Here is a 19,426-nt window from a genome sequence, read left to right on the forward strand (position 1 = left end):
TCCAGGCTGACCAGCCCCTCGCGGATCGGCCACTTAGCGCCCGCGCGGCTTCGAGGAAGGGCAGCCAATTCTCCTGTCGGCGGCCGAGCGCCTGCGCCTGCACCGCCATGGCCGGCGCGTGCTGCTGGTCAGTCGGCCGCGATGGCCTCGATCTCCAGCAGCCAGTCGCTGTCGTAGATGCCGGCGATCAGCACGGTCAACGCCGGGCTGCGCGCGCCCAGCACCTCGCGGCGGATGGCGGAGTTCTCCAGGGCGTGTTTGCGGTCACCGAGATAGGTCGTGACCTTGACGAGGTGGTCCAGCGTCATGCCGGCCGCGCGCAGCTGCGCGTCGATGTGGGCCCAGACGAGGCGGCATTGCCCGGCGAAATCCTTGGGCACGGCACCGGCACGATCGACCGGGATCTGGCCGCTGATGAAGAGCAGGCGCGACGGCGCCCGCAGTTCCAGGGCCTGGGCATAGCCACCCGACGGGGCGGGCGCTTCGGCGGCATTGATGGCGCGGGTCTTGGCCATGGCGGCTCCTGCGGTGGATGTCGTTGTCGCCAGGCCCAGGGCCAGGGTGCGGCGGGTGAGATTCATGGCTTGCTCCCGGGGCAGGCCGGTGGCCAGGAAGGGTCGGCGCCGGCTTGGAGGTCGATGACGAAGAGCTCGCCCGAGCGCTCGCCGTCGGCCTGGGCAAACAGCAGCCGGTCGGCTTTGGGCGACAGCAGCGGGCCGACCTGGAAGACGTCATCGCGCGCTGGCACCCGGCCCAGGGGCCGCCAGCCGTCGCCGCTGCGGGCGAAGCGGTAGAGATGGGAGCGGCCCTCGCGGTCGGACACGACGACGGCCTGGCTGCCGTCGCGTGACATCTCTACCTCGTAATCGTTGCTGGGCGTGTTCAGCGGCGCCCCCAGGTTGGCGACACGCCAGCCGCCGTCGGCTCGGGGCGTGGCCACGTAGACGTCATTGCCGCCCAGGCCGCCGGGGCGGTCGGAGCCGAAGAAGAGACGGCCGTCGGGCAGGCGGCGCGGCAGCAGCTCTGACTGCGCTGAGTTGATGGGTTCGGGCAGGCGGCGTGGCGCGCCCCAGCCGCCGCGGCCGTCGCTGTCGGCGACCCAGATGTCCAGGTCGTCGCCGCGCTTGCCGGGGAAGGGCCGGTTGGACACGAACCAGAGCTGGCGGCCATCGGCCGTGATGAAGGGGTCAGCCTCGCTGGCCGGCAGCGGCGCCGCAATGGCCAGCGGCACGGCCTCGCTCCAGCCCCGCGGGCCGCAGCTCGACTGCATGAGGCGGTAGGCCGAGAACTGCGGATTGGCGCGCATGAAGATCATCGTGCGGCCGTCGGGGGCGAAGCTCGGCGAGGACTCGTACTGGTCGGTCGAGACGCGCTCGGGCGTCCATCGCGAGGGGGCGCTTGCCGCGGTGGCGGCGATGGCGAGGGCCAGCAGGGCCTTCATGGCGGTCTTTCGATGTCAGGTCGGCCGCAGTCTTGCGCCCGCAAGCCCGGCCTGACCTTTCGCATCGCGGATTCCGGGGACGAGGGCCTGCTAACACTACGGCAATGGGTCGCGTTGAGGCCAGAAAGGCCGCGAGCAAGGCGCAAAGCGGAGCCGGGTTGGCCACCCGGCGAGCACTTGCAACGCCGCGCGCGGCCTTTCTGGCCTCAACCCTTCGGGAAGGCCCGTCGCCAGGGGCCACTCGGCGTTGCACCGCTTGCCCGCACATCAGTGCGGGCGGCGTGCTGCGCCTTGATTGGCCCCTGGCAGCGAGCCTTCGCGACCCATTGCCGTAGCGTTAACAGGCCCTGGTCGGCGCAGACCTACAACCGGACAGTCCGGCCGCCGACGGCGCGGCCGCAGCGGGTCGCCCATAGTGTTGGGAGCACGTTGACCGATTCCGAAATGCCGCCCCGACAGAGATTCCAGCAATTGACCGCGGCCGTTCTGGTCGCCGTGGCTGGCCTGACCGCCTGTCGCAAGGAGGTGCCGCCACCGCCAAGACCCGATGAGGTGCCCAGGCCCAAGGCGGCGGCCTCTTCGGCCTATGCCTTGCCCACCGCGTACGCGCGGTTTGGCCACTGAGGCAAGCACCGAGGCAAAGACATGGCAGGCCCCAGCGCCAATCCCCGCGCCATCTGGAAGGGCGCCATCTCCTTTGGCCTTGTGCACGTGCCCGTGTCCTTGCACAGCGCCACGCAGGAGCAGGAGATCGATTTCGACTGGCTGGACAAGCGCAGCATGGACCCGGTGGGCTACAAGCGCATCAACAAGCGCACCGGCAAGGAGATCGACAAGGAACACATCGTCAAGGGCGTCAAGCTTGAGGGCGACGAGTACGTGGTGCTGTCCGACGACGAGATCAAGGCCGCCTACCCCAAGCGCACGCAGACCATCCAGATCGAGAACTTCGTCAAGGCGGCGGACGTGTCCTTTGTCTACATCGAGAAGCCTTACTACCTCGCGCCGGATGGCCGGGCCGACCGCGTCTATGCGCTGCTGCGCGAAGCGCTGGAGAAAGCCGGTGTCATCGGCATCGCGCGCTTCGTGCTGCACAACAAGGAGCACCTCGCGGCGCTGATCCCGGCCGGCCCGGCGTTGATGCTGGGCGTGCTGCGCTGGGCCGAGGAGATCCGCTCGCCCGATGCGCTGGACCTGCCTAAGGTGGGAGCCACCGGTGCCGCGGGCGTCAAGCCGGCCGAGTTGAAGATGGCCCAGCAGCTCATCAGCCAGATGACTGCGGCCTGGAAGCCCGAGAAGTTCAAGGACGACTTCACGAGCGCCATCCATGAGCTGGTCAAGCGCAAGGCCAAGGCCGGCAAGACGGCGACCGTGCAGCCCTTCGAAGAGGCGCCGGACACGAGCAGCAGCAATGTCGTCGACCTGACCGAGCTGCTGAAGCAGAGCTTGGGCGGCAAGGCGCGCAAGGCCGAGAAGGCGGCGAAGGCACCGGCCGATAAGGCGCCGGCGAAGAAGGCGGCAGCCAAGCCCGCGGCCAAGCGTGGCGCGGCAAACCGCGGCAGGAAGGCCGCGTGAATTCAGGCGCACCGACGTCCTGCGGGAACACCTTTCGCCGGTGGTTCGACTGCGCCGCCGAAGACGTCGCCGAGTTCTGCTCTGGTCCGCTGACGGCAAGTCAAGAGCTGGCGGAGGCCTGATCGGTCAGCAGCTCCCATTCGCCGCGAAGGCTCTTGAGCGCGTAGTCGGCAAAGTGGCGTACGCGCGGGGCCAGATGCAATGCATGCGGGTACACGACATGCAGCGGTGCGCTGGGGATGCCGTATCGGCCCAGCACGCGCACCAGCGTTCCATCCCTCAGCTCCGAGCCCACATCCCATATTGACTTGAGAAAGATCCCGCCGCCGGCGAGCGCGAGTGCTTTGGCCGCGTTGCCGTCATTGCACAGGAAGGTCGCGTTCACCTCGGCCGAGACCGGTTTGCCTTCATGCTGGAAGAGCCAGTGCCGCGTGCTTCGCGTGCCGTAGAGGATGCAGTTGTGCGCTGAGAGCGCAGCAGGCGTGTCGGGAGAGCCGAAGCGCAGCAAATAGTCCGGCGCGGCGCACAGGACGAGCTCGCTGTCGGCGATGTGGCGTGCCGTCATCGTCGAGTCGTTGAGCACCCCGAAGCGCAGCGCCAGGTCAATGCCTTGTTCCACGAGATCCACGACGTCGTCGCTCAAGACGATCTCGATCCGCAACGCCGGATGCATGGCCTGGAACTGCGCCGCCAGGGGGGCGAGATAGCGCGTGCCCAGCATGCGCGGTGCCGTCACCCGCAGGTGCCCGTTGATGTCGGTGCGGCTGTGCTGCATCACCACCTCGGCCTGCTGCACCTCCGCAAGGATGCGCACGCAATGCAGGTGGAAGCGTTCGCCTTCCTGCGTCATGGACTGCCGCCGCGTGGTCCGGTTGAGCAGGCGAACGCCCATGCGCGCCTCGAGGGCGGCCAGGCGTTTGCTGACCACTGCCAGCGACAGGCCCAGCGCGTTCGCGGCCCCCGTGAGGCTGCCGGCACTGGCGACCTTGTCGAAGATCGTCAGCTCGGCCAGGTTGTCGATCATTGTTTCCATATCGTTGATTGTGAAATAGCTATATCGATCTTTATAAACAAGATGGCGATAAATATAGTGCCTTTCATCGCTTAACAGGAGCCTCACGATGAAACGCACCTTCCTTGCGGCCTTCCTGGCCGCCGCTGTCGCCACCAGCTTGGTCGCCCCGGTCTCGTCCGCGGCCGAGGCGCCTGCGACCAAGGTGAGCCGCTATCAAGCCGGCTACTACCACTTCAAGCTCGGCGACTTCGAGGTCGCGGCGCTCTCCGACGGCACGCTGCCGATCCCGACGCTGAACCTGCTGACCAACGCCAAGCCCGGCGAGGTCGCGTCGCGCCTGGCGGACACGTATCAGACGACCGAGGTCGATGCCTCGGTCAACGCCTACCTGATCCGGGCGGGTGACCGCCTGATCCTGATGGACGCCGGCACCGGCGAGCTTTACGGCCCGACGTTGAACAAGCTCGAGGCCAGTCTCAAGGCGGTGGGCGTCACGCCGGCGCAGATCACCGACATCCTGATCACGCACATCCACACCGACCACACCGGTGGCTTGATGGATGGCCAGCGCATCGTGTTTCCCAACGCCACGGTCCACATCGAGCAGAAGGAAGTCGCGCACTGGCTGAGCCCCGACAACCGCGCGCGGGCGCCGGAGGCGGCGAAGAAGTACTTCGACGAGGCTTCGGCCAAGGTGCAGCCCTATGTCGATGCCGGCAAGGTGAAGACGTTCTCCGGCGCGACCGAGCTGTTCGCCGGCATCCGTTCCATCCCCGCTCCGGGCCACACACCGGGCCACACGTTCTACGCGCTCGAGAGCAAGGGCGAGAAGCTGGTGTTCTGGGGCGACCTGGTCCACGTGGCGGAAGTTCAGATGCCCAACCCGGGCGTGACCATCGTCTTCGACGTCGATCCCAAGGCCGCCGCAGCAACGCGCAAGAAGGCGTTCGCCGACGCGGTCAAGGGCCGGTATTGGGTCGCGGCCGACCACATCTCGTTCCCCGGCGTCGGCCATCTGCGCCCCGATGGCCCAGGCTACCGGTGGATCCCCATGACCTACGTGAACGACCACTACGAGGCGAAGTGAACCATGGCCCAGCGGTTGCTGAATCACTCCGCGGCACTGCTGCTGGCCGCGTGTCTGGCATGCCCTTTCACGGGCGCTGAAACGTTGCCGGCCTCCGCAGCCGACGAAGCGACCGCCGGGCTCCTGAGGGAACGCGCGCTGGCGGACAGCGGGGCGTTCAAGATTGTCGAATCGCTGACCACGGAGGTTGGCGCGCGCCCCGCCGGGTCGGAGGCCGACGCCCGCGCGGTGGCGTGGGCCGTGGCGAAGTTCCATGCGCTGGGCTACGACAAGGTCTACACGGAGCCCGTCAAGTTCACGGCTTGGCGCCGGCTGTCCGAGAGCGCAGATGTCACTGCGCCGATCACGCAGCGCCTTGCCGTGACCGCGCTGGGCAACAGCGTGGGAACCAACGGCCCGCTCGATGCCGAGATCGTGCGATTCCAAGACTTCGAAGCGTTGCAGTCGGCGCCGGCCGAATCGGTGCGCGGCAGGATCGTCCTGCTCACCCGGCGCATGGAACGCGACCGCGATGGGTCGGGATACGCGCGGGTCCTGCAGATGCGCAGCAGTGCCGCCTCGTTGGCCGCCACCAAGGGCGCCGTGGCGCTTCTGATCAGATCCTTGGGAACCGACGACAACCGGCTGCCGCACACCGGCAGCGTGAACTACGCTCCCGGGAACGCGATCCCGGCCGCCGCCATCTCGGGCCCGGATGCGGATCTCCTTGAACGGCTTGGGCAGCGGTATCCCTCGGTACGGCTGCGCCTGAACATCGCGACGCAAACGCAGGCCGACAGCATCTCGTACAACGTGATCGGCGAGATCACTGGGCGAGGCGCCAAGCGGGAGATCGTGATGATGTCTGCGCATCTCGACTCCTGGGATCTCGGCACGGGCGCAGTCGACGATGGGTTCGGCGTAGCTCTGACGATGGCAGCCGGGGCGTTGATCAAGCAGCTGCCCCAAGCACCCCGCCGCACGATCCGCGTGGTCTTGTTCGCCAACGAGGAGAACGGCTTCGATGGTGCACGCGCCTATGCGGCGCGCGATGCGGGCGATCTGTCGCGGCACTATCTGGCGATCGAAAGCGATTGGGGCGCAGGGCCAATCTACGCGTTGCGTCATCCGCCGCTGGACGCTGAGCTCACGGCACGGCTGTCACGCGCGCTGGCTCCGCTGGGCATCACGCTCGACGGTGCCGCTGGCGCACCGGGACCGGATCTGGGCTTCCTGGCCAAGCGTGGCGTGCCGTGGATCCAGCTCGCACAGGATGCCACGGACCTCTTCGATCATCATCACAGCGCCAATGACACCTTGGACAAGATCGACCCCGCGTCCTTGAACCAGAACGTCGCCGCCTACACGACGTTTGCCTGGCTGGCAGCGAACGCGCCGTAGATATGCGCAAGCTCGCCATCTCGGCGATTGAAACGGCGCTCAAGGGCTGAACGGGCTACGGCAAAAGTTGCCGCAAAGCCTTGCGCTCCCGGACCGGCCCCCTCTCGTGGGGCGGCCACGAACGCGGGCAAGTCGTGTGCCCGTGCAGCGTTGAACTAGACGCGGAAGACGACCATGGACGGCCGTTGGATTCCCTATTGCGGCGAGGCGCCCGGCCCGGACGCCTGGCTGAGCCGATGGAACCTCGACCCGGTGCTCGGCACGGGCCTCGTGCTGCTGGCGCTGGCACTGTGGCGGCCGTCAGCGGCGCAGGCTGCAACGCCGAGACAGCTGCGCTGCCTGCGCTGCGCCTGGGCGTTGGCGGCCCTGCTCTACGTGTCGCCGCTGTGTGCGCTGAGCTCGGCGTTCTTCGCCGTTCGGGTGGTCCATCACATGGCCCTGGTGCTGGCGATCGCACCGTTGCTGGCCATCGGGCTGGAACGCTGGCTGCGCCGCCTGCCGACACCGCTGTGGACCAGCACCGCCGTCGCCGCCGTCACGTTCTGGACCTGGCACGCGCCCGCGCCTTACGCGGCGGCCCTGTCGTCGGTGGCCCTGTACGCACTGATGCAGTTCACGCTGCTGGCCAGCGCGGTCGCCTTCTGGGTCGCGGTGCGGCGCTCCGGCGCGGTCGCTGCAACGGGCGCCATCCTCGCCACGACGGTGTTGATGGGGCTGCTGGGCGCGCTGATCACGTTCGCCGCGCGGCCGCTGTATGCGCCGCACTTCGCATCGGCGCTGAGCTGGGGCGTCTCGCCGCTGCAGGACCAGCAGCTCGCCGGCATCGTGATGTGGGCGCCAGGCAGCATGGCCTACCTGGCGGCCGCCATGTGGATAGGCTGGCGCTGGATGCGCGCTGAACGTGCGCGCGGCCTGCGTGCCGAGGCGGCATGAATCTCGTTGCCGCCATCGAATGGGCCGAGGGCCACCACCGCCGGGGCCTGTACTCGCCGATCGGCGTGGCCTTTCACTGGGCGATGGCGGCGCTGATGATCTTCCAGCTCGGCTACGGCTGGTACCTCGGCTGGCAGCCGGCGGGCGGCGACAAGTACATCGGCTATCAGACGCACACGGAGGTGGGACTCGCGATCATGCTGCTAGGCACGCTGCGCTTCCTGTGGCGCAGCCAGATCGGCACGCCCGACAACGTCGATGAAGCGTCGTTCTCGGGCAGAGCCAGCCATGTGCTGGAGGTCTGGTTCTATTTCAGCTTCTTCGCGCTGCCGATCAGCGGCTGGGTCATGTGGTCCACGCTGCCCAGCGACCTGCCACTGTCGATCGCCGGCGTCATCCCCTTCCCCAACCTGCCTTTCGACCAGTTGTCCGAGGGCCTGCAGCAGCGCCTGATGGAGTGGGCCGCGACGGCGCATGCCTGGATCGTCTGGATCACGGCGCTGGCCATTCCCGGCCACGCCGGGGCGGCCGTGCTGCATTACGTGATCAAGCGCGACCGCGTGCTGCCCTCGATGTTCGACCTCAACGGGCCGCAGGCGCCGGGTGTAGCGGGATCAGCGCCAGATAAAGGCTCAGCTGATGAACCTCCTCGGGCTTGAGCCGTTGCGCCACGTTGAGCATTTCGTGGTTGCCGTCGTTGCGCCGCTTGGACACCTGCCAGTCCTGCAACTGCTGGGCGAGGTAGAAGGCCGGCTGGGCGTTCAGCGGGGGCCCCTTCGCGCTACCGACACCTTCGGCGCCGTGGCACTGCTGGCAGGCGGCGGTGTACAGCGCCGGAGTGGCCGCAGCAACGGCTTGCCCGGTGGCAGGCGGCAAGGCCCGTGGCGGCAGGCCGGCGTAGTAGTTGGCCACCCGCACGCGTTCATCGCTGTCCAGAAAGCGGGCCACGTCGCGCATGACCTCGTGCGCGCGCAGGCCCGCCGCGTAGTCTTCCATCTGCTTTTGCAGGTAGCCCACCGGCAGGCCGGCCAGGCGCGGGGCGTCAAAGCCATTGCCTTCGCCGCGCGCGCCGTGGCAGCTCACGCAGGCGTAGCGGGCGCCGCCTTCGCCACCGCTCATCGCGATGAGTTCGCCACCGCGGCCCCAGCGGTCGTCGCTGGGCGCCATGCGGTCGGTGCAGGCGGCGGCCAGCAGCATGAGGATGAGAAGGTGCAGGTGGCGCATGGCGGGTGAATCATCGTCCCTGGCAAGCATCGTGCTCGTCTGTGCCTGCCTCGCCGCCTGCGATGGCCCGCCCGACCGCACGCCAACGCTGGGCGACGCGAACGCCGCACGCGGCCGGCAGCTCGTCGCCGACAAGGGCTGCGTGGCCTGCCACACCTTCCCCGGCGTGAAATGGCCGCGCGGCGGGCTGGGGCCGTCGCTGGAGAACTTCGGGCGCCAGAGCCTGATCGCAGGGCAATTGCCGAACCAGCCCGGCGTGTTGATGCAGTTCGTTCGCAATGCACCCGCGATGGTGCCCGGCACGGCCATGCCGGCCATTCCCATGTCCGACCAGGAAGCTCGCGATGTCACCGCCTACCTCCTCACGCTATAGGGCCTGTCATCCTATGAATCCCCCCCGCGTGGCACCCCACAGAGCCTGCAATCTAGGCGCAAACCGCAGCCGGGGTGGGGCCCCGGCGAGGATTTGCAACGACGAGTGCAGGCTCTGTGGGGCGCCACCCGAAGGGCCGGGGCTGCAAGGGGCGCCCCGCGTCGTTGCGAACCTAGGTCGGGGAAGGGCCCCGACCGTCGGCTCGCGCCTAGCGCTGCACCCCTTGCAGCCCCGGCGCGGGGGAGATTCATAGGATGACAGGCCCTAACCTCGCTGAGGCCCTGAGCGGCTGGCCGCCGCCGGTGCTCGATCCGCACGGGCCGTTCTCCAACTCGGTCACCACGCTGGCCTGGGTGCTGATCGCGCTCGTCACATTGATCTTTCTGGGCGTCTGCGCGGCGATGTGGGTGGCGCTGTACGGCAGTGACGAGCTCCGCGCCCGGCTCGGCGGCGAGCGCGTCGTCAAGTGGTTCGGCCTGATCATCCCGGCCGGCGTGCTGCTGCTGCTGCTGGCCTGGGGCCTCACGCTGGTCGCCGGCATGTCCACCATCAAGGGCGACGAGCTGCGCATGCGCGTGTCCGGCAACATCTACTGGTGGCGCGTGTCCTACCTCGATGCGGCGGGCCGCGCGATCCTGGCTGACGCCAACGAACTGCACATCCCGGTCGGCCGCCCGGTCGTTGTCGACATGGTCTCGGAGGACGTCATCCACAGCTTCTGGGTGCCCAAGCTGGGCGGCAAGATGGACATGATCCCGGGCCGCACCAACCGGCTCAAGCTGCAGGCCGACAAGGCGGGCGTCTACGGCGGGCAATGCGCCGAGTTCTGCGGCGGCGCGCATGCGCTGATGGGCTTCGTCGTCGTCGCGCATGAGGCGGCGGACTGGCAGCGGTGGCTCGATGCACGCCTGAAGCCGGCCCCTGAGACCAATGTCAGCGTCGAGGCGCTGCGCGGCAAGCAACTTTTCAACGAGGTTGGCTGCGCGGCCTGCCACCGCGTCGCCGGCACCTCGGCACAAGGCGTGTCCGGGCCTGACCTGACCTTCGTCGGCGCGCGCCAGTCCCTGGGCGCCGGCATCCTGCCGAACACGCGCGCCACGCTGATTGGCTGGATCGGCGACAGCCAGTCGATCAAGCCGAACAACCGCATGCCCGCCTACCGCTCGTTGAAGGCGGCCGAGCTGAACGCACTGGCCAGCTACATGGAGTCGTTGAAGTGACGCAGCCCGCCAGCCCCGGCGTGGAAGGCGCACTCGGCGATGCGGCGACCGAGCCGTCCGAGACGGGTTTCGACACGCGGCTTTACGCGCGCTTCCCGACGCAGGGCGGTCGGCCCGCGGGCGAGTTCGAGGCGCTGGAGAAGACCTGGGAAACGCCCACCGGCTGGCGCGCGTTCAGCGCCGTCAACAACAACTTCATCGGCTTCCTGTTCATCGCCACGGCCTTCGGCTTCTTCATCGCCGCGGGCATCCTGTCGCTGGTGATGCGCGTGCAGCTGGCCGCGCCGCTGGCCAGCGTCGTGCCGCAGGAGACCTACAACCAGCTGTTCACGATGCACGGCTCGGTGATGATGTTCCTGTTCGCCGTGCCCGCCGTCGAAGCCATTGCGGTGCTGCTGCTGCCGCAGATGCTGGCCGCGCGCGACCTGCCCTTTCCGCGTCTGTCGGCCTATTCGTACTGGGCCTATGCCATTGGCGGCGTGGTCTTCTTCGGCTCGGTCCTGTTCAGCCTGGCGCCGTCGGGCGGCTGGTTCATGTACCCGCCGCTGAGCTCGGGGGTCTACGCCAAGGGCATCAACGCCGACTTCTGGCTGCTGGGCATCGGCTTCATCGAGATCAGCGCGATCGCCGGCGCCATCGAACTGATCGTCGGCGTGCTGCGCACGCGTGCCCCGGGCATGACGCTCTCGAAAATGCCGGTCTACGCCTGGGCCATCCTGATCTTCGGCGTCATGATCATCCTGGCCTTCCCGGCCATGATCATGGTCACCTTCCTGCTGGAGCTGGAGCGCGCCTTCAACTGGCCGCTGTTCGATGCCACGCGCGGCGGCGACCCGCTGCTGTACCAGCACCTGTTCTGGTTCTTCGGCCACCCGGACGTCTACATCATCTTCATCCCCGCCTCGGCGATGGTGTCGACCATGATCGTCACCGTCGCGCAGAAGAAGCTGGTGGGCCACGAACTCGTCGTGCTGGCCATGATCGCCACCGGCTTCATCAGCTTCGGCGTGTGGGCCCACCACATGTTCACGGTCGGCATGCCGGAGCTGGCGGCGGGTTATTTTTCTGCGGCGTCGATGGCGGTGGCCGTGCCCGCGGGCGCCCAGGTGTTCGCATGGATCTGCACGCTCGCCTCCGGGCGTGTGCAGCGCAACGTGCCGTCGCTGTTCCTCGTCGGCGGCATCCTCATCTTTGTGATGGGGGGCCTCAGCGGCGTCATGGTGGGCATGGTCGCCTTCGACGGCCAGGCGCACGACACCTACTTCGTCGTCGCGCATTTCCACTACGTGCTGATCGGCGGCATGCTGTTCCCGTTGTTCGCCGGCTTGTATTACTGGACGCCGATGATCAACGGCCGGCAGCTGTCGGAGCGGCTCGGGCGTTGGGTGTTCTGGCTCAGCTTCGTCGGCGTTCACGTCTGCTTCCTGCCCATGCACCTGACTGGATTGATGGGCATGCCGCGGCGCGTCAACACCTATCTGCCCGACCGGGCCTGGGATCTGCCCAACCTCATCTCCACCGTGGGCGCCTTCGTCATGGCCGCGGGCGCGCTGCTGTTCCTCATCGATGCGGTCCGTTGCTACGCCCGTGGCGGCAGCGGCGGCAATGCCCGCAATGCCTTCCATGGGGGCACGCTGGAATGGCTGTCGGCGGGCAACTACGGCGTGCGCTCCATCCCGGTGGTCAACGACCTGGAGCCGTTATGGACCGACCCCCAACTGGCCAGGGATGTGGAAGCCGGGCGCTACTTCCTGCCCAACACCGCCACCGGCCAGCGCGAGACCCTCGTCACCAGCCCCGCGCGCGCCGAGCCGCAGTACGTGCAGATCATGCCGGGGCCTTCGTGGTGGCCGCTGCTGTCGGCGCTGTCCACGGCCGGCTTCTTCCTGCTGCTGACCGTGAAGGCCATGACGCTGAGCGCCGTGTGCGGCGTGCTGACCGTGTTCTGCCTGATGCGCTGGGTGTGGAGCAACGACCGGCACCTGCCGCCGCAGCAGAGCCAGGTCGACGCTGGCGCCGGCATTCTGCTGCCGACCTATGTGGCCGGCCCGCAGGCGCACGGCTGGTGGGCCGCGGTGCTGCTCGACATCGTGCTCGGGATGATCTTCCTGATGGCGATGTTCGGCTACCTCTACCTGTACGCCGCACACCCCGACTGGTGGCTGCACAAGGCACCGCGCGGCGCGCTGGTTCCCGGCCTGTTGCTGCTGGGTGCGTCGGCGGGCCTGGCCTACGCCGCCCGGCCGCTGATGGCCCTGCTCAAGCGTGGCAGCGGCGCCAGCGCCGTGCTGATGGGCCTGAGCGCGGCTTGCCTGGCCGCCGCGCTGGCCGTGGACGTGCTCGACTGGTGGCGCGCCGGGCTGCGCGGCGATGCCAGCGGCCAGGGCGCAACGGTCTACGCGATGCTGGCCTGGCATGGCAGCGTCGTGGCGGCGGTGGTGCTGGCCGCGTTTTTCTACGCACTGCGCTGGATGCGCGGCCTGGCACCGCGCCCGGCCAACAAGACGCTGGAGGCGTTGCGCCTGCTGTTCATCTACGCCGCGCTGGAGGGTGCCGCCGGCCTGCTGCTGCCGCGGCTGCTGCCGTGAGGCGGCGTGTGAATCACCCTCTCACGCCACCTTCACCACGGTCTTGCCGAAGTTGCCGCCCTGCAGCAGCCGAGCCAGCGCGGCGGGCGCCTGCTCCAGGCCGTCGACGATGTCCTCGCGCAGCGTGATGCGGCCCTCAAGCAGCCAGGCGCCCATCTCGCGGCGGAAGGCGTCGAAGCGCTCGCCGTAGTGATCCAGGATGATGAAACCCTGCATGCGGATGCGCTTGGCCAGCAGCGTGGCGACGAGGCCAGGCAGGCGGTCGGGGCCGGTGGGCGGCGCGGCATCGTTGTAGTGCGAGATGAAGCCGCAGACTGGCACGCGGGCGTGCAGGTTGAGCAGCGGCAGCACGGCGTCAAATACTTCACCGCCGACGTTCTCGAAATAGACGTCGATGCCTTGCGGGCAGGCKTCGGCCAGCCGCGCGGCGAGGTTGGGGGCGTGGCGGTCCAGGCAGGCATCGAAGCCCAGCACCTCGACGGCGTGGCGGCATTTGTCGGCGCCGCCGGCAATGCCGACGACGCGGGCGCCCTTCAACTTGGCCAACTGGCCGACGACAGCGCCGACCGCACCCGTGGCCGCGGCGACGACGACGGTCTCGCCCGGCTTGGGCTGGCCGATGTCCAGCAGCCCGACATAGGCCGTGAAGCCCGGCATGCCCAGGCCACCCAGTGCGTGCGACGGTTGCGTCACGTCGCCCAGAGCCAGCAGGTCGCTGCCGTCGCTCACGGCGTATTCCTGCCAGCCCGCGTTGGCCAGCACCAGCTCGCCTTGCTTGAACCTCGCATGGCGTGACGCGACGACGCGGCTGACTGTGCCGCCCACCATGACGCCGCCCAGCGGCACCGGCGGTGCATAGCCGGGCCCGACCGGCGCCATCAGATTGCGCATGTAGGGGTCGACGGACAGATAGAGCGTTTGCAGCAGCACCTGGCCCTCGGCGGGCTCGGGCACGGGCTGGGTATCGAGGTGGAAGTGCTCCGGCCCGGGCAAGCCTTGCGGGTAGGCGGCGAGAGTGAGGCGGCGGTTCATTGCGCACCTCGGGCGACGGCGCGCGGACCATGGCGCAGCGTCAGCAGCGTGCCCAGCGTCAACGCAACGACAGCGAAGGCCGGGCCGCCCAGCGCGCCGATGCGGTCCACCAGCAGGCCGCCGCCGCTGGCGCCGCTGGCTATGGCGATCTGGAAGGCTGCCACCAGCAGGCCGCCGGCGCCCTCGGCCTGGTCGGGCGCGGCGCGCACGATCCAGGTCTGAAAGCCCACCGGAAAGGCGCCGAAGGCAAAGCCCCACAGCGTGACGGCCACGGCCGTGACGACGGGCGAGCTGCCGGCCACCAGCAGGCTCGCCGCCAGCACCGCGATGAGCACGCCGCCGGCGACGATCGCATGGCGCTCGCTGCGCCCGGCCAGCCAGCCACCGGCAAAGTTGCCGAAGAAGCCGCCGATGCCATAGCCCAGCAGCACGCCCGAGATGGCGCCGACCGACAGGTGCGTGACCTGCTCCATCAGCGGGCGGATGTAGGTGAAGCCGGCAAAGTGACCGGAGATAACGAGCAGCACCGCCAGCAGCGCCACGCGCACCGGCGGGCGGCGCAGCAGCTCGGCCAGCACACGCAGATCCGGCTTGTCGCGCGGCGGCAGGGCCGGCAGCGTGGCCGCCTGCACGGCCAGCGTGACGAGGCTGACCACGCCGGCCGCGATGAAGGCGCTGCGCCAGCCCCACACGTCGCCCATCCACGCGCCGATGGGCGCGGCACAGACGGTGGCGACCGACACGCCGGTCAGGATGACCGACATGGCGCGGGCGAACAGGTTTTCGGGCACCAGGCGCATCGCCAGCGCCGCCGACATCGACCAGAAGCCACCCAGTGCGACACCGAGCATCACCCGCGCGACCAGCAGCGCTGCCAGGCTGCCGGCAGTGGCAGCCAGGAGGTTGGACAGCACCAGCAGCGCGCTCAGGGCCAGCATGACGACGCGGCGGTCCAGCCGGCGCGTCAGCAGCGGCAGGGCGGGCGCGGCGACGGCGCCGACCAGGGCCGTGGCGGTGACGGCCTGGCCGGCTGCGCCGTCGCTGATGCCGAGGTCGGTGGCCATGGCCGTCAGCAGGCTGGCCGGCAGGAACTCGGCCATGACGAGGCCGAAGACGCCCATCGTCAGCGAGGCGACGGCCGGCCAGCGGGCGGTGGTGTGGGCCGGGGCGGGCGCGGCGATGGCGTGGCCACCGGGGTCGGTGGGGCAGGCAGTGCAGGAAGAGGAAGTCACGGCGGCAAGACCCTTTGTCAGCGAGGTCTGAATGCTAGGAATAGGCTGCCGGCGATTGAATGCCAGGAAAGCCGAGATGCTTAACTTTTCGTCCAGACCCGAGGGCCGCGACACCCTGACCGAGATCCTGCTGGGCCTGCGCCTGGACGGCGTCGAGTACGGCCGCTGCATCCTGCGCGCGCCCTGGGCCGTGGCCTTCCCGGCGCAGCGCTCGGCGCGCTTTCACTTCGTTGGACACGGCGGCTGCTGGCTGCGCACCGCAGCCACCGACTGGGTGCGGCTGAATGCCGGCGACGCGGTGCTGCTGCCGCACGGCAGCTTTCACGTGCTGGCCAGCGCGCCCGACGTGCCGGCGGTGGATATCGACTCGCTGTCGCGCGTCGCCGTGTCGGAGAACATCTATTTGGTCGGCGCCGCACCCGGGACGGCCGCCGCGGTGGTGGACGACGCCACCGACGTGATGTTCTGCGGCGCGCTGCGCTTCAACCTCGACCCGCTGCACCCCCTCATCGCGATGATGCCGCCCGTCATGCTGGCCGGCGACCTGGCGCAGAAGGACGCGACCGTGCCCGTGCTGCTGGACGCGATGGAGCGCGAGGTGGCGCTGGACCGCATCGGCGCCTGCGGCATCCTGGCCCGCCTGGCCGACGCGCTGGCCGCCAGCATCATCCGCGCCTGGGTGGAATGCGGCTGCAGCGACGCGACCGGCTGGATCGCCGCGGTGCGTTGCCCCAAGATCGGCAAGGTCGTCGCCGCCATCCACGCCGAGCCCGAACGCGACTGGAGCCTGCCCGAGCTGGCCGACGTCATGGGCGCCTCACGCTCCAGCTTCGCCGACGCCTTCACGCGCACCATGGGCGAAAGCCCGGCCCGCTACGTCGCCAAGATCAAGATGTTCCAGGCCCGCCGCTGGATCGCGCAGGACGGCATGCGCGTGGCGACGGCGGCGGACCGGCTGGGCTATGAATCGGAGGCGTCGTTCAGCCGGGCGTTCAAGCGGGTGATCGGGCATGCGCCGAGTGCGGCGCGGGGGCCGTCGCCCTGAAGCACCGGCCCGGCGCCGCCCTCATTGCTCCCGCGCGCCCGACGGCGTCACGCCGCAGGCCATGCGACCCCCGCCGCCGCCCAGCGGCATCGGGTGGTCGGCGTGGTTGTCGCCGCCGATGTGGATCATCAGCGAGCGTGCACGCAGGTCGTCGAGCTTGAGCCGTGGCGCCAGCACGGCATGGCTGGCGCGCTCGTCGGCTTCCACCACCAGCGCGGGCAGGTCGCCCAGGTGGCCGTCGCCCCAGGGCGTGCCGTGGCGCCCGCTGCCCAGCGGGTCCAGGTGGGCACCTGCCGCCAGGCCCGCCACCGGCTGGCCGTCGCGCAGGCCCGCTGCGCAACTCGGGTTCTCGTGCACATGAAAGCCATGGCTGCCCGGCGGCAGGCCGTTCAGCACCGGCGTGAAGACCAGGCCGTAAGCCGATTCGGTCACCACCACTTCGCCGATCGCCTGCACCGCGCCCCGGCTGTCGATCAGGTGCATGGGCACGGTGATGGCAGCGGCCTGGACCGCGGCGACGGGAAGGGCCAGCAGCGTGGCGATGGAGAAGAAGCGCATGGTGGGTCTCCCTGACAGCGGGCCGGACACCTCGTTCAGCCCTGCCCTGACAGACGGGCTGCCGGGCACAAAGCGGACAAGGGATGTGCGGGCAGGCGAGGCCTGGCCGATGCGCCTACAGGCGGGGGCGCGAGGTGCCCGTCATCGGGGCGCAAATTGCGTTGCCCCAAGATCGGCACGGTCGTCGCTGCCATCCCCGCCGAGCCCGAGCGCGACCGGAGCCTGCTCGAGCTGGCCGACGTCATGGGCGCCTCGCGCTCCAGCTTTGCCGACGCCTTCACGCGCACCGTGGGCGAGAGCCCGGCCCGCTACGTCGCCAAGATCAAGATGTTTCAGGCGCGACGCTGGATCGCCCAGGACAGCATGCGCGTGGTGACGGCGGCGGACAGGCTGGCTTACGAGTCCGAGGCGTCATTCAGCCGGGCGTTCAAGCGGGTGATCGGGCATGCGCCCAGTGCGGCGCGGGCAGGCTGAAAGCGGCCTGAGGTCAACGCCAGGCGCGTGCGATTTCAGCCCGTGCGACGACGCGCGATGCAGGCGATGCCCGCCAGCCCGGCCAACCACAACAGGGCCGTCTCGGGCTCCGGCACCGCCAATGCCTGTTGGGCGAATTCGAAGCTGACGGTGCCGAAGCCAGCCACATGGGCGGCGTCGGGCGAGTACTCGTAGGCCTTGAGGTTGGCGGCGTAGATCAAGGTGCCCGGCAGCACGGCGCCATAGTCGATGGCCTCGGTGAGCCGCGTGAACCCGGCGTTGTTGACCGCCGCGGTGGCGCTGTTCAGATTGGCGTAGACGATGGCGTCGAAGCTGGTCTGCGTGACCACCACGTTGCCCATCGTCACCGAGTAGCCGCTGAGGCCCATCCCAGCCGCGTTGGTGATGCTGAAGTAGGCCAGCGTCGCATCGATGTAGTTGCCGGTCTTGACCGTCTGGGCAAACGGGTCGAAGCGGGAGGCCTGGCCCACGACGCCGAAGTCCATCGCCAGCGTGAAGCCGATGCTGCCGGGGCTGCTGTCGGGCGTGAAGACGACCGCCGCAGCGTCCGGCGCCAGCTTCGTGTTGCCGGCAAACGGCCCGTTGTTCCAGACCGGGTGCGAGGGCAGCTGCCGCTGGGTGAAATCGAAGTTGGAGCCTGCGATGGTGCAGTTGCCGAGCGCCAGGATCTGGTCGAACGTCGCGGTCGGGCAGACCGTGGCAGACGCGGGGGCCGACAGCACCAGCGCCAAGGCTGGCGCCAGCAGCGTGGCAAGGGGACTACGCTGGCTTGTCGCAGAGGTCATGGGGCTCTCCTGATCGTGGGTTGGAGCCGCCGATGTTGCGCGCCCGTCCGACGGCGCTCCAYCCACGGATGACCCACAGTCGAGCCGGGCAAGGGTCGTCGCACCCCTGTTGGCGGGCCGAATGAGCGCTGCGGGGTGGCCACCTAAAATTCGCCGCCCCGCGTGCCGTTCAGGCGCCGTTCAACGATCCGATGACCACCACCACCCTGCTCCTGCAACTCATCGTCATCCTCGGCGTGGCCCGCGGCTGCGGCTGGTTGCTGCGCCATCTGGGCCAGCCCCAGGTGGTGGGCGAGATGGCGGCCGGCCTCGTTCTCGGCCCGGCAGTCATGGGCTTCTACGCTCCGGAGCTGCATGCCCAGCTGTTCGCCAAGCCCCTGCTGGGTGGCCTGAATGCGCTGGCCACGCTGGGCCTGGTGCTCTTCATGTTCGTCGTCGGCCTGGAGATCCGCGCGCCGGGCGGCCTGCGCTCACAGCTGCGGTCAGCCGGCAGCGTCGGCCTGCTCAGCGTCATCGCGCCGGCTGTCCTGGCCTTGGCCATCACGCCAGCCCTCTACTCGGTTTACCCGGGCTTGGCGCCGGCGGGCGTGGGCTTCTGGCCCTTTGCGCTGTTCATGACGGCCGCCGTGTCCATCACCGCCTTCCCCGTCATGGCCCGCATCCTCAAGGACCGCGGCATGACGCAGACGCGCTTCGGCCAGTTGGCCCTGGCCGGCGCCGCGGTCGTCGACGTGTTCGCCTGGGTGCTGCTGGCCTTTGTCGTCGCCCTTGCGGGAGTGGGTGAAGGCTATGCCGGCCTGGCCCGGATCGCCGCCGGCACGCTGGCCATCCTCGCCGTCCTCTATTTCGTCGTGCGACCGGTCTATGCCCGCCTGCTGGCCGCCCGGGCGCCCGATGGCGAGCCCTCGCTGGGCGTGCTGGCGGCGCTGATGCTGGGCTTGCTGGGCTGTGCCGCCGCGACCGAATGGCTGCACCTGCACGCGGTGTTCGGCGCCTTCCTGTTCGGCGCCACGCTGCCGCGCGACGACCGCCTGCTGCAGTCGCTGATGCAGCGCATCGAGCCGCTGTCCATCGTGCTGTTGATGCCGCTGTTCTTCGCGCTGGCCGGCCTGTCGACGACGCGCTCGGCCTTTGCCGGCGGCGCCCTGGGCGCCATGCTGCTGGTGGTGGGCGTGGCGACGGTCGGTAAGCTGGTGGGCGGCTGGCTGGGCGCGCGCGTGGCCGGCCTCAACGGCGCCGAGAGCATGGCCACCGGCGCGCTGATGAACGCCCGCGGCCTGATGGAGCTCATCGTCATGAAGGTCGGCCTGGATGTCGGCCTCATCGGGCCCGACATGTTCACCATCCTGCTCATCATGGCCCTGGCCACGACGGCCATGACCAGCCCGTTGATCACGCTGGCGTTGCGGTATCGGCGGGTCGATAACGCCAGAGCCGCCTGAG

At 69.2% G+C, this 19,426-nt stretch carries 19 protein-coding genes; 11 read left to right on the forward strand and 8 right to left on the reverse strand.

The genetic code is table 11. The features are described from left to right. Positions 1–128 precede the first annotated feature (128 nt). Both ACXJKJ_RS01870 and ACXJKJ_RS01875 read right to left on the reverse strand, forming a co-directional pair. Positions 129–581 (reverse strand): RidA family protein, encoded by a 453-nt coding sequence (locus tag ACXJKJ_RS01870; RefSeq protein WP_457388819.1) that lies wholly within the window; start codon positions 579–581, stop codon positions 129–131. Continuing rightward, on the reverse strand, positions 578–1,441 hold the full coding sequence (locus tag ACXJKJ_RS01875) for a TolB family protein (RefSeq protein ID WP_457388821.1): 864 nt from the start codon (positions 1,439–1,441) through the stop codon (positions 578–580). The genes ACXJKJ_RS01870 and ACXJKJ_RS01875 overlap by 4 nt, the downstream gene beginning before the upstream one ends. A 645-nt stretch (positions 1,442–2,086) precedes the next feature. On the opposite strand from ACXJKJ_RS01875, the gene ku reads away from it, so the two are divergent. Beyond that, entirely contained in the window at positions 2,087–3,016 is a 930-nt protein-coding gene (gene ku / locus ACXJKJ_RS01880; protein ID WP_457388823.1) for a non-homologous end joining protein Ku, read from the forward strand. A 100-nt stretch (positions 3,017–3,116) separates the two neighbouring features. Here the strand turns inward: ku and ACXJKJ_RS01885 are convergent, their stop codons facing one another. Then, positions 3,117–4,049: a LysR family transcriptional regulator gene (locus ACXJKJ_RS01885; protein WP_457353555.1), complete on the reverse strand. Its 933-nt coding sequence runs from the start codon at positions 4,047–4,049 to the stop codon at positions 3,117–3,119. An 88-nt stretch (positions 4,050–4,137) separates the two neighbouring features. On the opposite strand from ACXJKJ_RS01885, the gene ACXJKJ_RS01890 reads away from it, so the two are divergent. The 4 genes from ACXJKJ_RS01890 to ACXJKJ_RS01905 all read left to right on the forward strand — a co-directional run bounded on the left by ACXJKJ_RS01890 (position 4,138) and on the right by ACXJKJ_RS01905 (position 8,090). Then, positions 4,138–5,118, forward strand: coding sequence for an MBL fold metallo-hydrolase (locus ACXJKJ_RS01890; RefSeq protein WP_457321470.1), 981 nt, complete (start codon positions 4,138–4,140; stop codon positions 5,116–5,118). Positions 5,119–5,121: 3 nt separating this feature from the next. Beyond that, positions 5,122–6,498, forward strand: coding sequence for a M28 family peptidase (locus ACXJKJ_RS01895; protein ID WP_457388825.1), 1,377 nt, complete (start codon positions 5,122–5,124; stop codon positions 6,496–6,498). 174 nt (positions 6,499–6,672) lie between these two features. Further along, positions 6,673–7,431 carry a cytochrome c oxidase assembly protein gene (locus ACXJKJ_RS01900; RefSeq protein WP_457388826.1) on the forward strand — a complete coding sequence of 253 codons (759 nt, stop codon included), beginning with the start codon at positions 6,673–6,675 and terminating at the stop codon, positions 7,429–7,431. Continuing rightward, entirely contained in the window at positions 7,428–8,090 is a 663-nt protein-coding gene (locus ACXJKJ_RS01905; RefSeq protein ID WP_457388828.1) for a cytochrome b, read from the forward strand. Before ACXJKJ_RS01900 ends, ACXJKJ_RS01905 begins: the two co-directional genes overlap by 4 nt. Here the strand turns inward: ACXJKJ_RS01905 and ACXJKJ_RS01910 are convergent. Continuing rightward, positions 8,014–8,655, reverse strand: a complete 642-nt coding sequence (locus tag ACXJKJ_RS01910; protein ID WP_056191336.1) for a c-type cytochrome — start codon at positions 8,653–8,655, stop codon at positions 8,014–8,016. The two genes, ACXJKJ_RS01905 and ACXJKJ_RS01910, sit on opposite strands and share 77 nt — an antisense overlap. On the opposite strand from ACXJKJ_RS01910, the gene ACXJKJ_RS01915 reads away from it, so the two are divergent. The 3 genes from ACXJKJ_RS01915 to ACXJKJ_RS01925 all read left to right on the forward strand — a co-directional run bounded on the left by ACXJKJ_RS01915 (position 8,654) and on the right by ACXJKJ_RS01925 (position 12,836). Beyond that, positions 8,654–9,028, forward strand: coding sequence for a c-type cytochrome (locus ACXJKJ_RS01915; RefSeq protein ID WP_056191339.1), 375 nt, complete (start codon positions 8,654–8,656; stop codon positions 9,026–9,028). The genes ACXJKJ_RS01910 and ACXJKJ_RS01915 overlap by 2 nt on opposite strands. A gap of 254 nt (positions 9,029–9,282) precedes the next feature. Continuing rightward, positions 9,283–10,248, forward strand: coding sequence for a cytochrome c oxidase subunit II (gene coxB, locus ACXJKJ_RS01920; protein ID WP_056191341.1), 966 nt, complete (start codon positions 9,283–9,285; stop codon positions 10,246–10,248). Next, a complete protein-coding gene (locus tag ACXJKJ_RS01925; RefSeq protein ID WP_457388831.1) occupies positions 10,245–12,836 on the forward strand; it encodes a cbb3-type cytochrome c oxidase subunit I in 2,592 nt (863 codons plus the stop codon). Before coxB ends, ACXJKJ_RS01925 begins: the two co-directional genes overlap by 4 nt. Positions 12,837–12,857: 21 nt before the next feature. Here the strand turns inward: ACXJKJ_RS01925 and ACXJKJ_RS01930 are convergent, their stop codons facing one another. Both ACXJKJ_RS01930 and ACXJKJ_RS01935 read right to left on the reverse strand, forming a co-directional pair. After that, the gene (locus tag ACXJKJ_RS01930; protein WP_457388833.1) at positions 12,858–13,868 is read right to left on the reverse strand and encodes an NADP-dependent oxidoreductase; all 1,011 of its coding nucleotides are present in this window, start codon (positions 13,866–13,868) and stop codon (positions 12,858–12,860) included. Continuing rightward, a complete protein-coding gene (locus ACXJKJ_RS01935) occupies positions 13,865–15,100 on the reverse strand; it encodes an MFS transporter (RefSeq protein ID WP_457388835.1) in 1,236 nt (411 codons plus the stop codon). The genes ACXJKJ_RS01930 and ACXJKJ_RS01935 overlap by 4 nt, the downstream gene beginning before the upstream one ends. A 76-nt stretch (positions 15,101–15,176) precedes the next feature. Between ACXJKJ_RS01935 and ACXJKJ_RS01940 the strand changes: the two genes are divergently transcribed. Beyond that, entirely contained in the window at positions 15,177–16,145 is a 969-nt protein-coding gene (locus ACXJKJ_RS01940; protein WP_457388837.1) for an AraC family transcriptional regulator, read from the forward strand. 21 nt (positions 16,146–16,166) lie between these two features. Here ACXJKJ_RS01940 and sodC read toward each other — a convergent pair whose 3' ends face one another. Continuing rightward, on the reverse strand, positions 16,167–16,703 hold the full coding sequence (sodC, locus tag ACXJKJ_RS01945; RefSeq protein ID WP_056191350.1) for a superoxide dismutase family protein: 537 nt from the start codon (positions 16,701–16,703) through the stop codon (positions 16,167–16,169). Between the two features lie 156 nt (positions 16,704–16,859). Here sodC and ACXJKJ_RS01950 point away from each other — a divergent pair, with 156 nt between their 5' ends. Continuing rightward, positions 16,860–17,177, forward strand: coding sequence for a helix-turn-helix domain-containing protein (locus ACXJKJ_RS01950; protein ID WP_457388839.1), 318 nt, complete (start codon positions 16,860–16,862; stop codon positions 17,175–17,177). Between the two features lie 35 nt (positions 17,178–17,212). Here the strand turns inward: ACXJKJ_RS01950 and ACXJKJ_RS01955 are convergent, their stop codons facing one another. Beyond that, positions 17,213–17,983, reverse strand: a complete 771-nt coding sequence (locus ACXJKJ_RS01955) for a PEP-CTERM sorting domain-containing protein (RefSeq protein WP_457388841.1) — start codon at positions 17,981–17,983, stop codon at positions 17,213–17,215. Positions 17,984–18,174: 191 nt separating this feature from the next. On the opposite strand from ACXJKJ_RS01955, the gene ACXJKJ_RS01960 reads away from it, so the two are divergent. Further along, the gene (locus ACXJKJ_RS01960) at positions 18,175–19,425 is read left to right on the forward strand and encodes a cation:proton antiporter (protein WP_457388842.1); all 1,251 of its coding nucleotides are present in this window, start codon (positions 18,175–18,177) and stop codon (positions 19,423–19,425) included. The last annotated feature ends 1 nt before the right edge of the window (position 19,426 follow it).

The sequence above is a fragment of the Roseateles sp. P5_E1 genome (genome assembly GCF_054049335.1).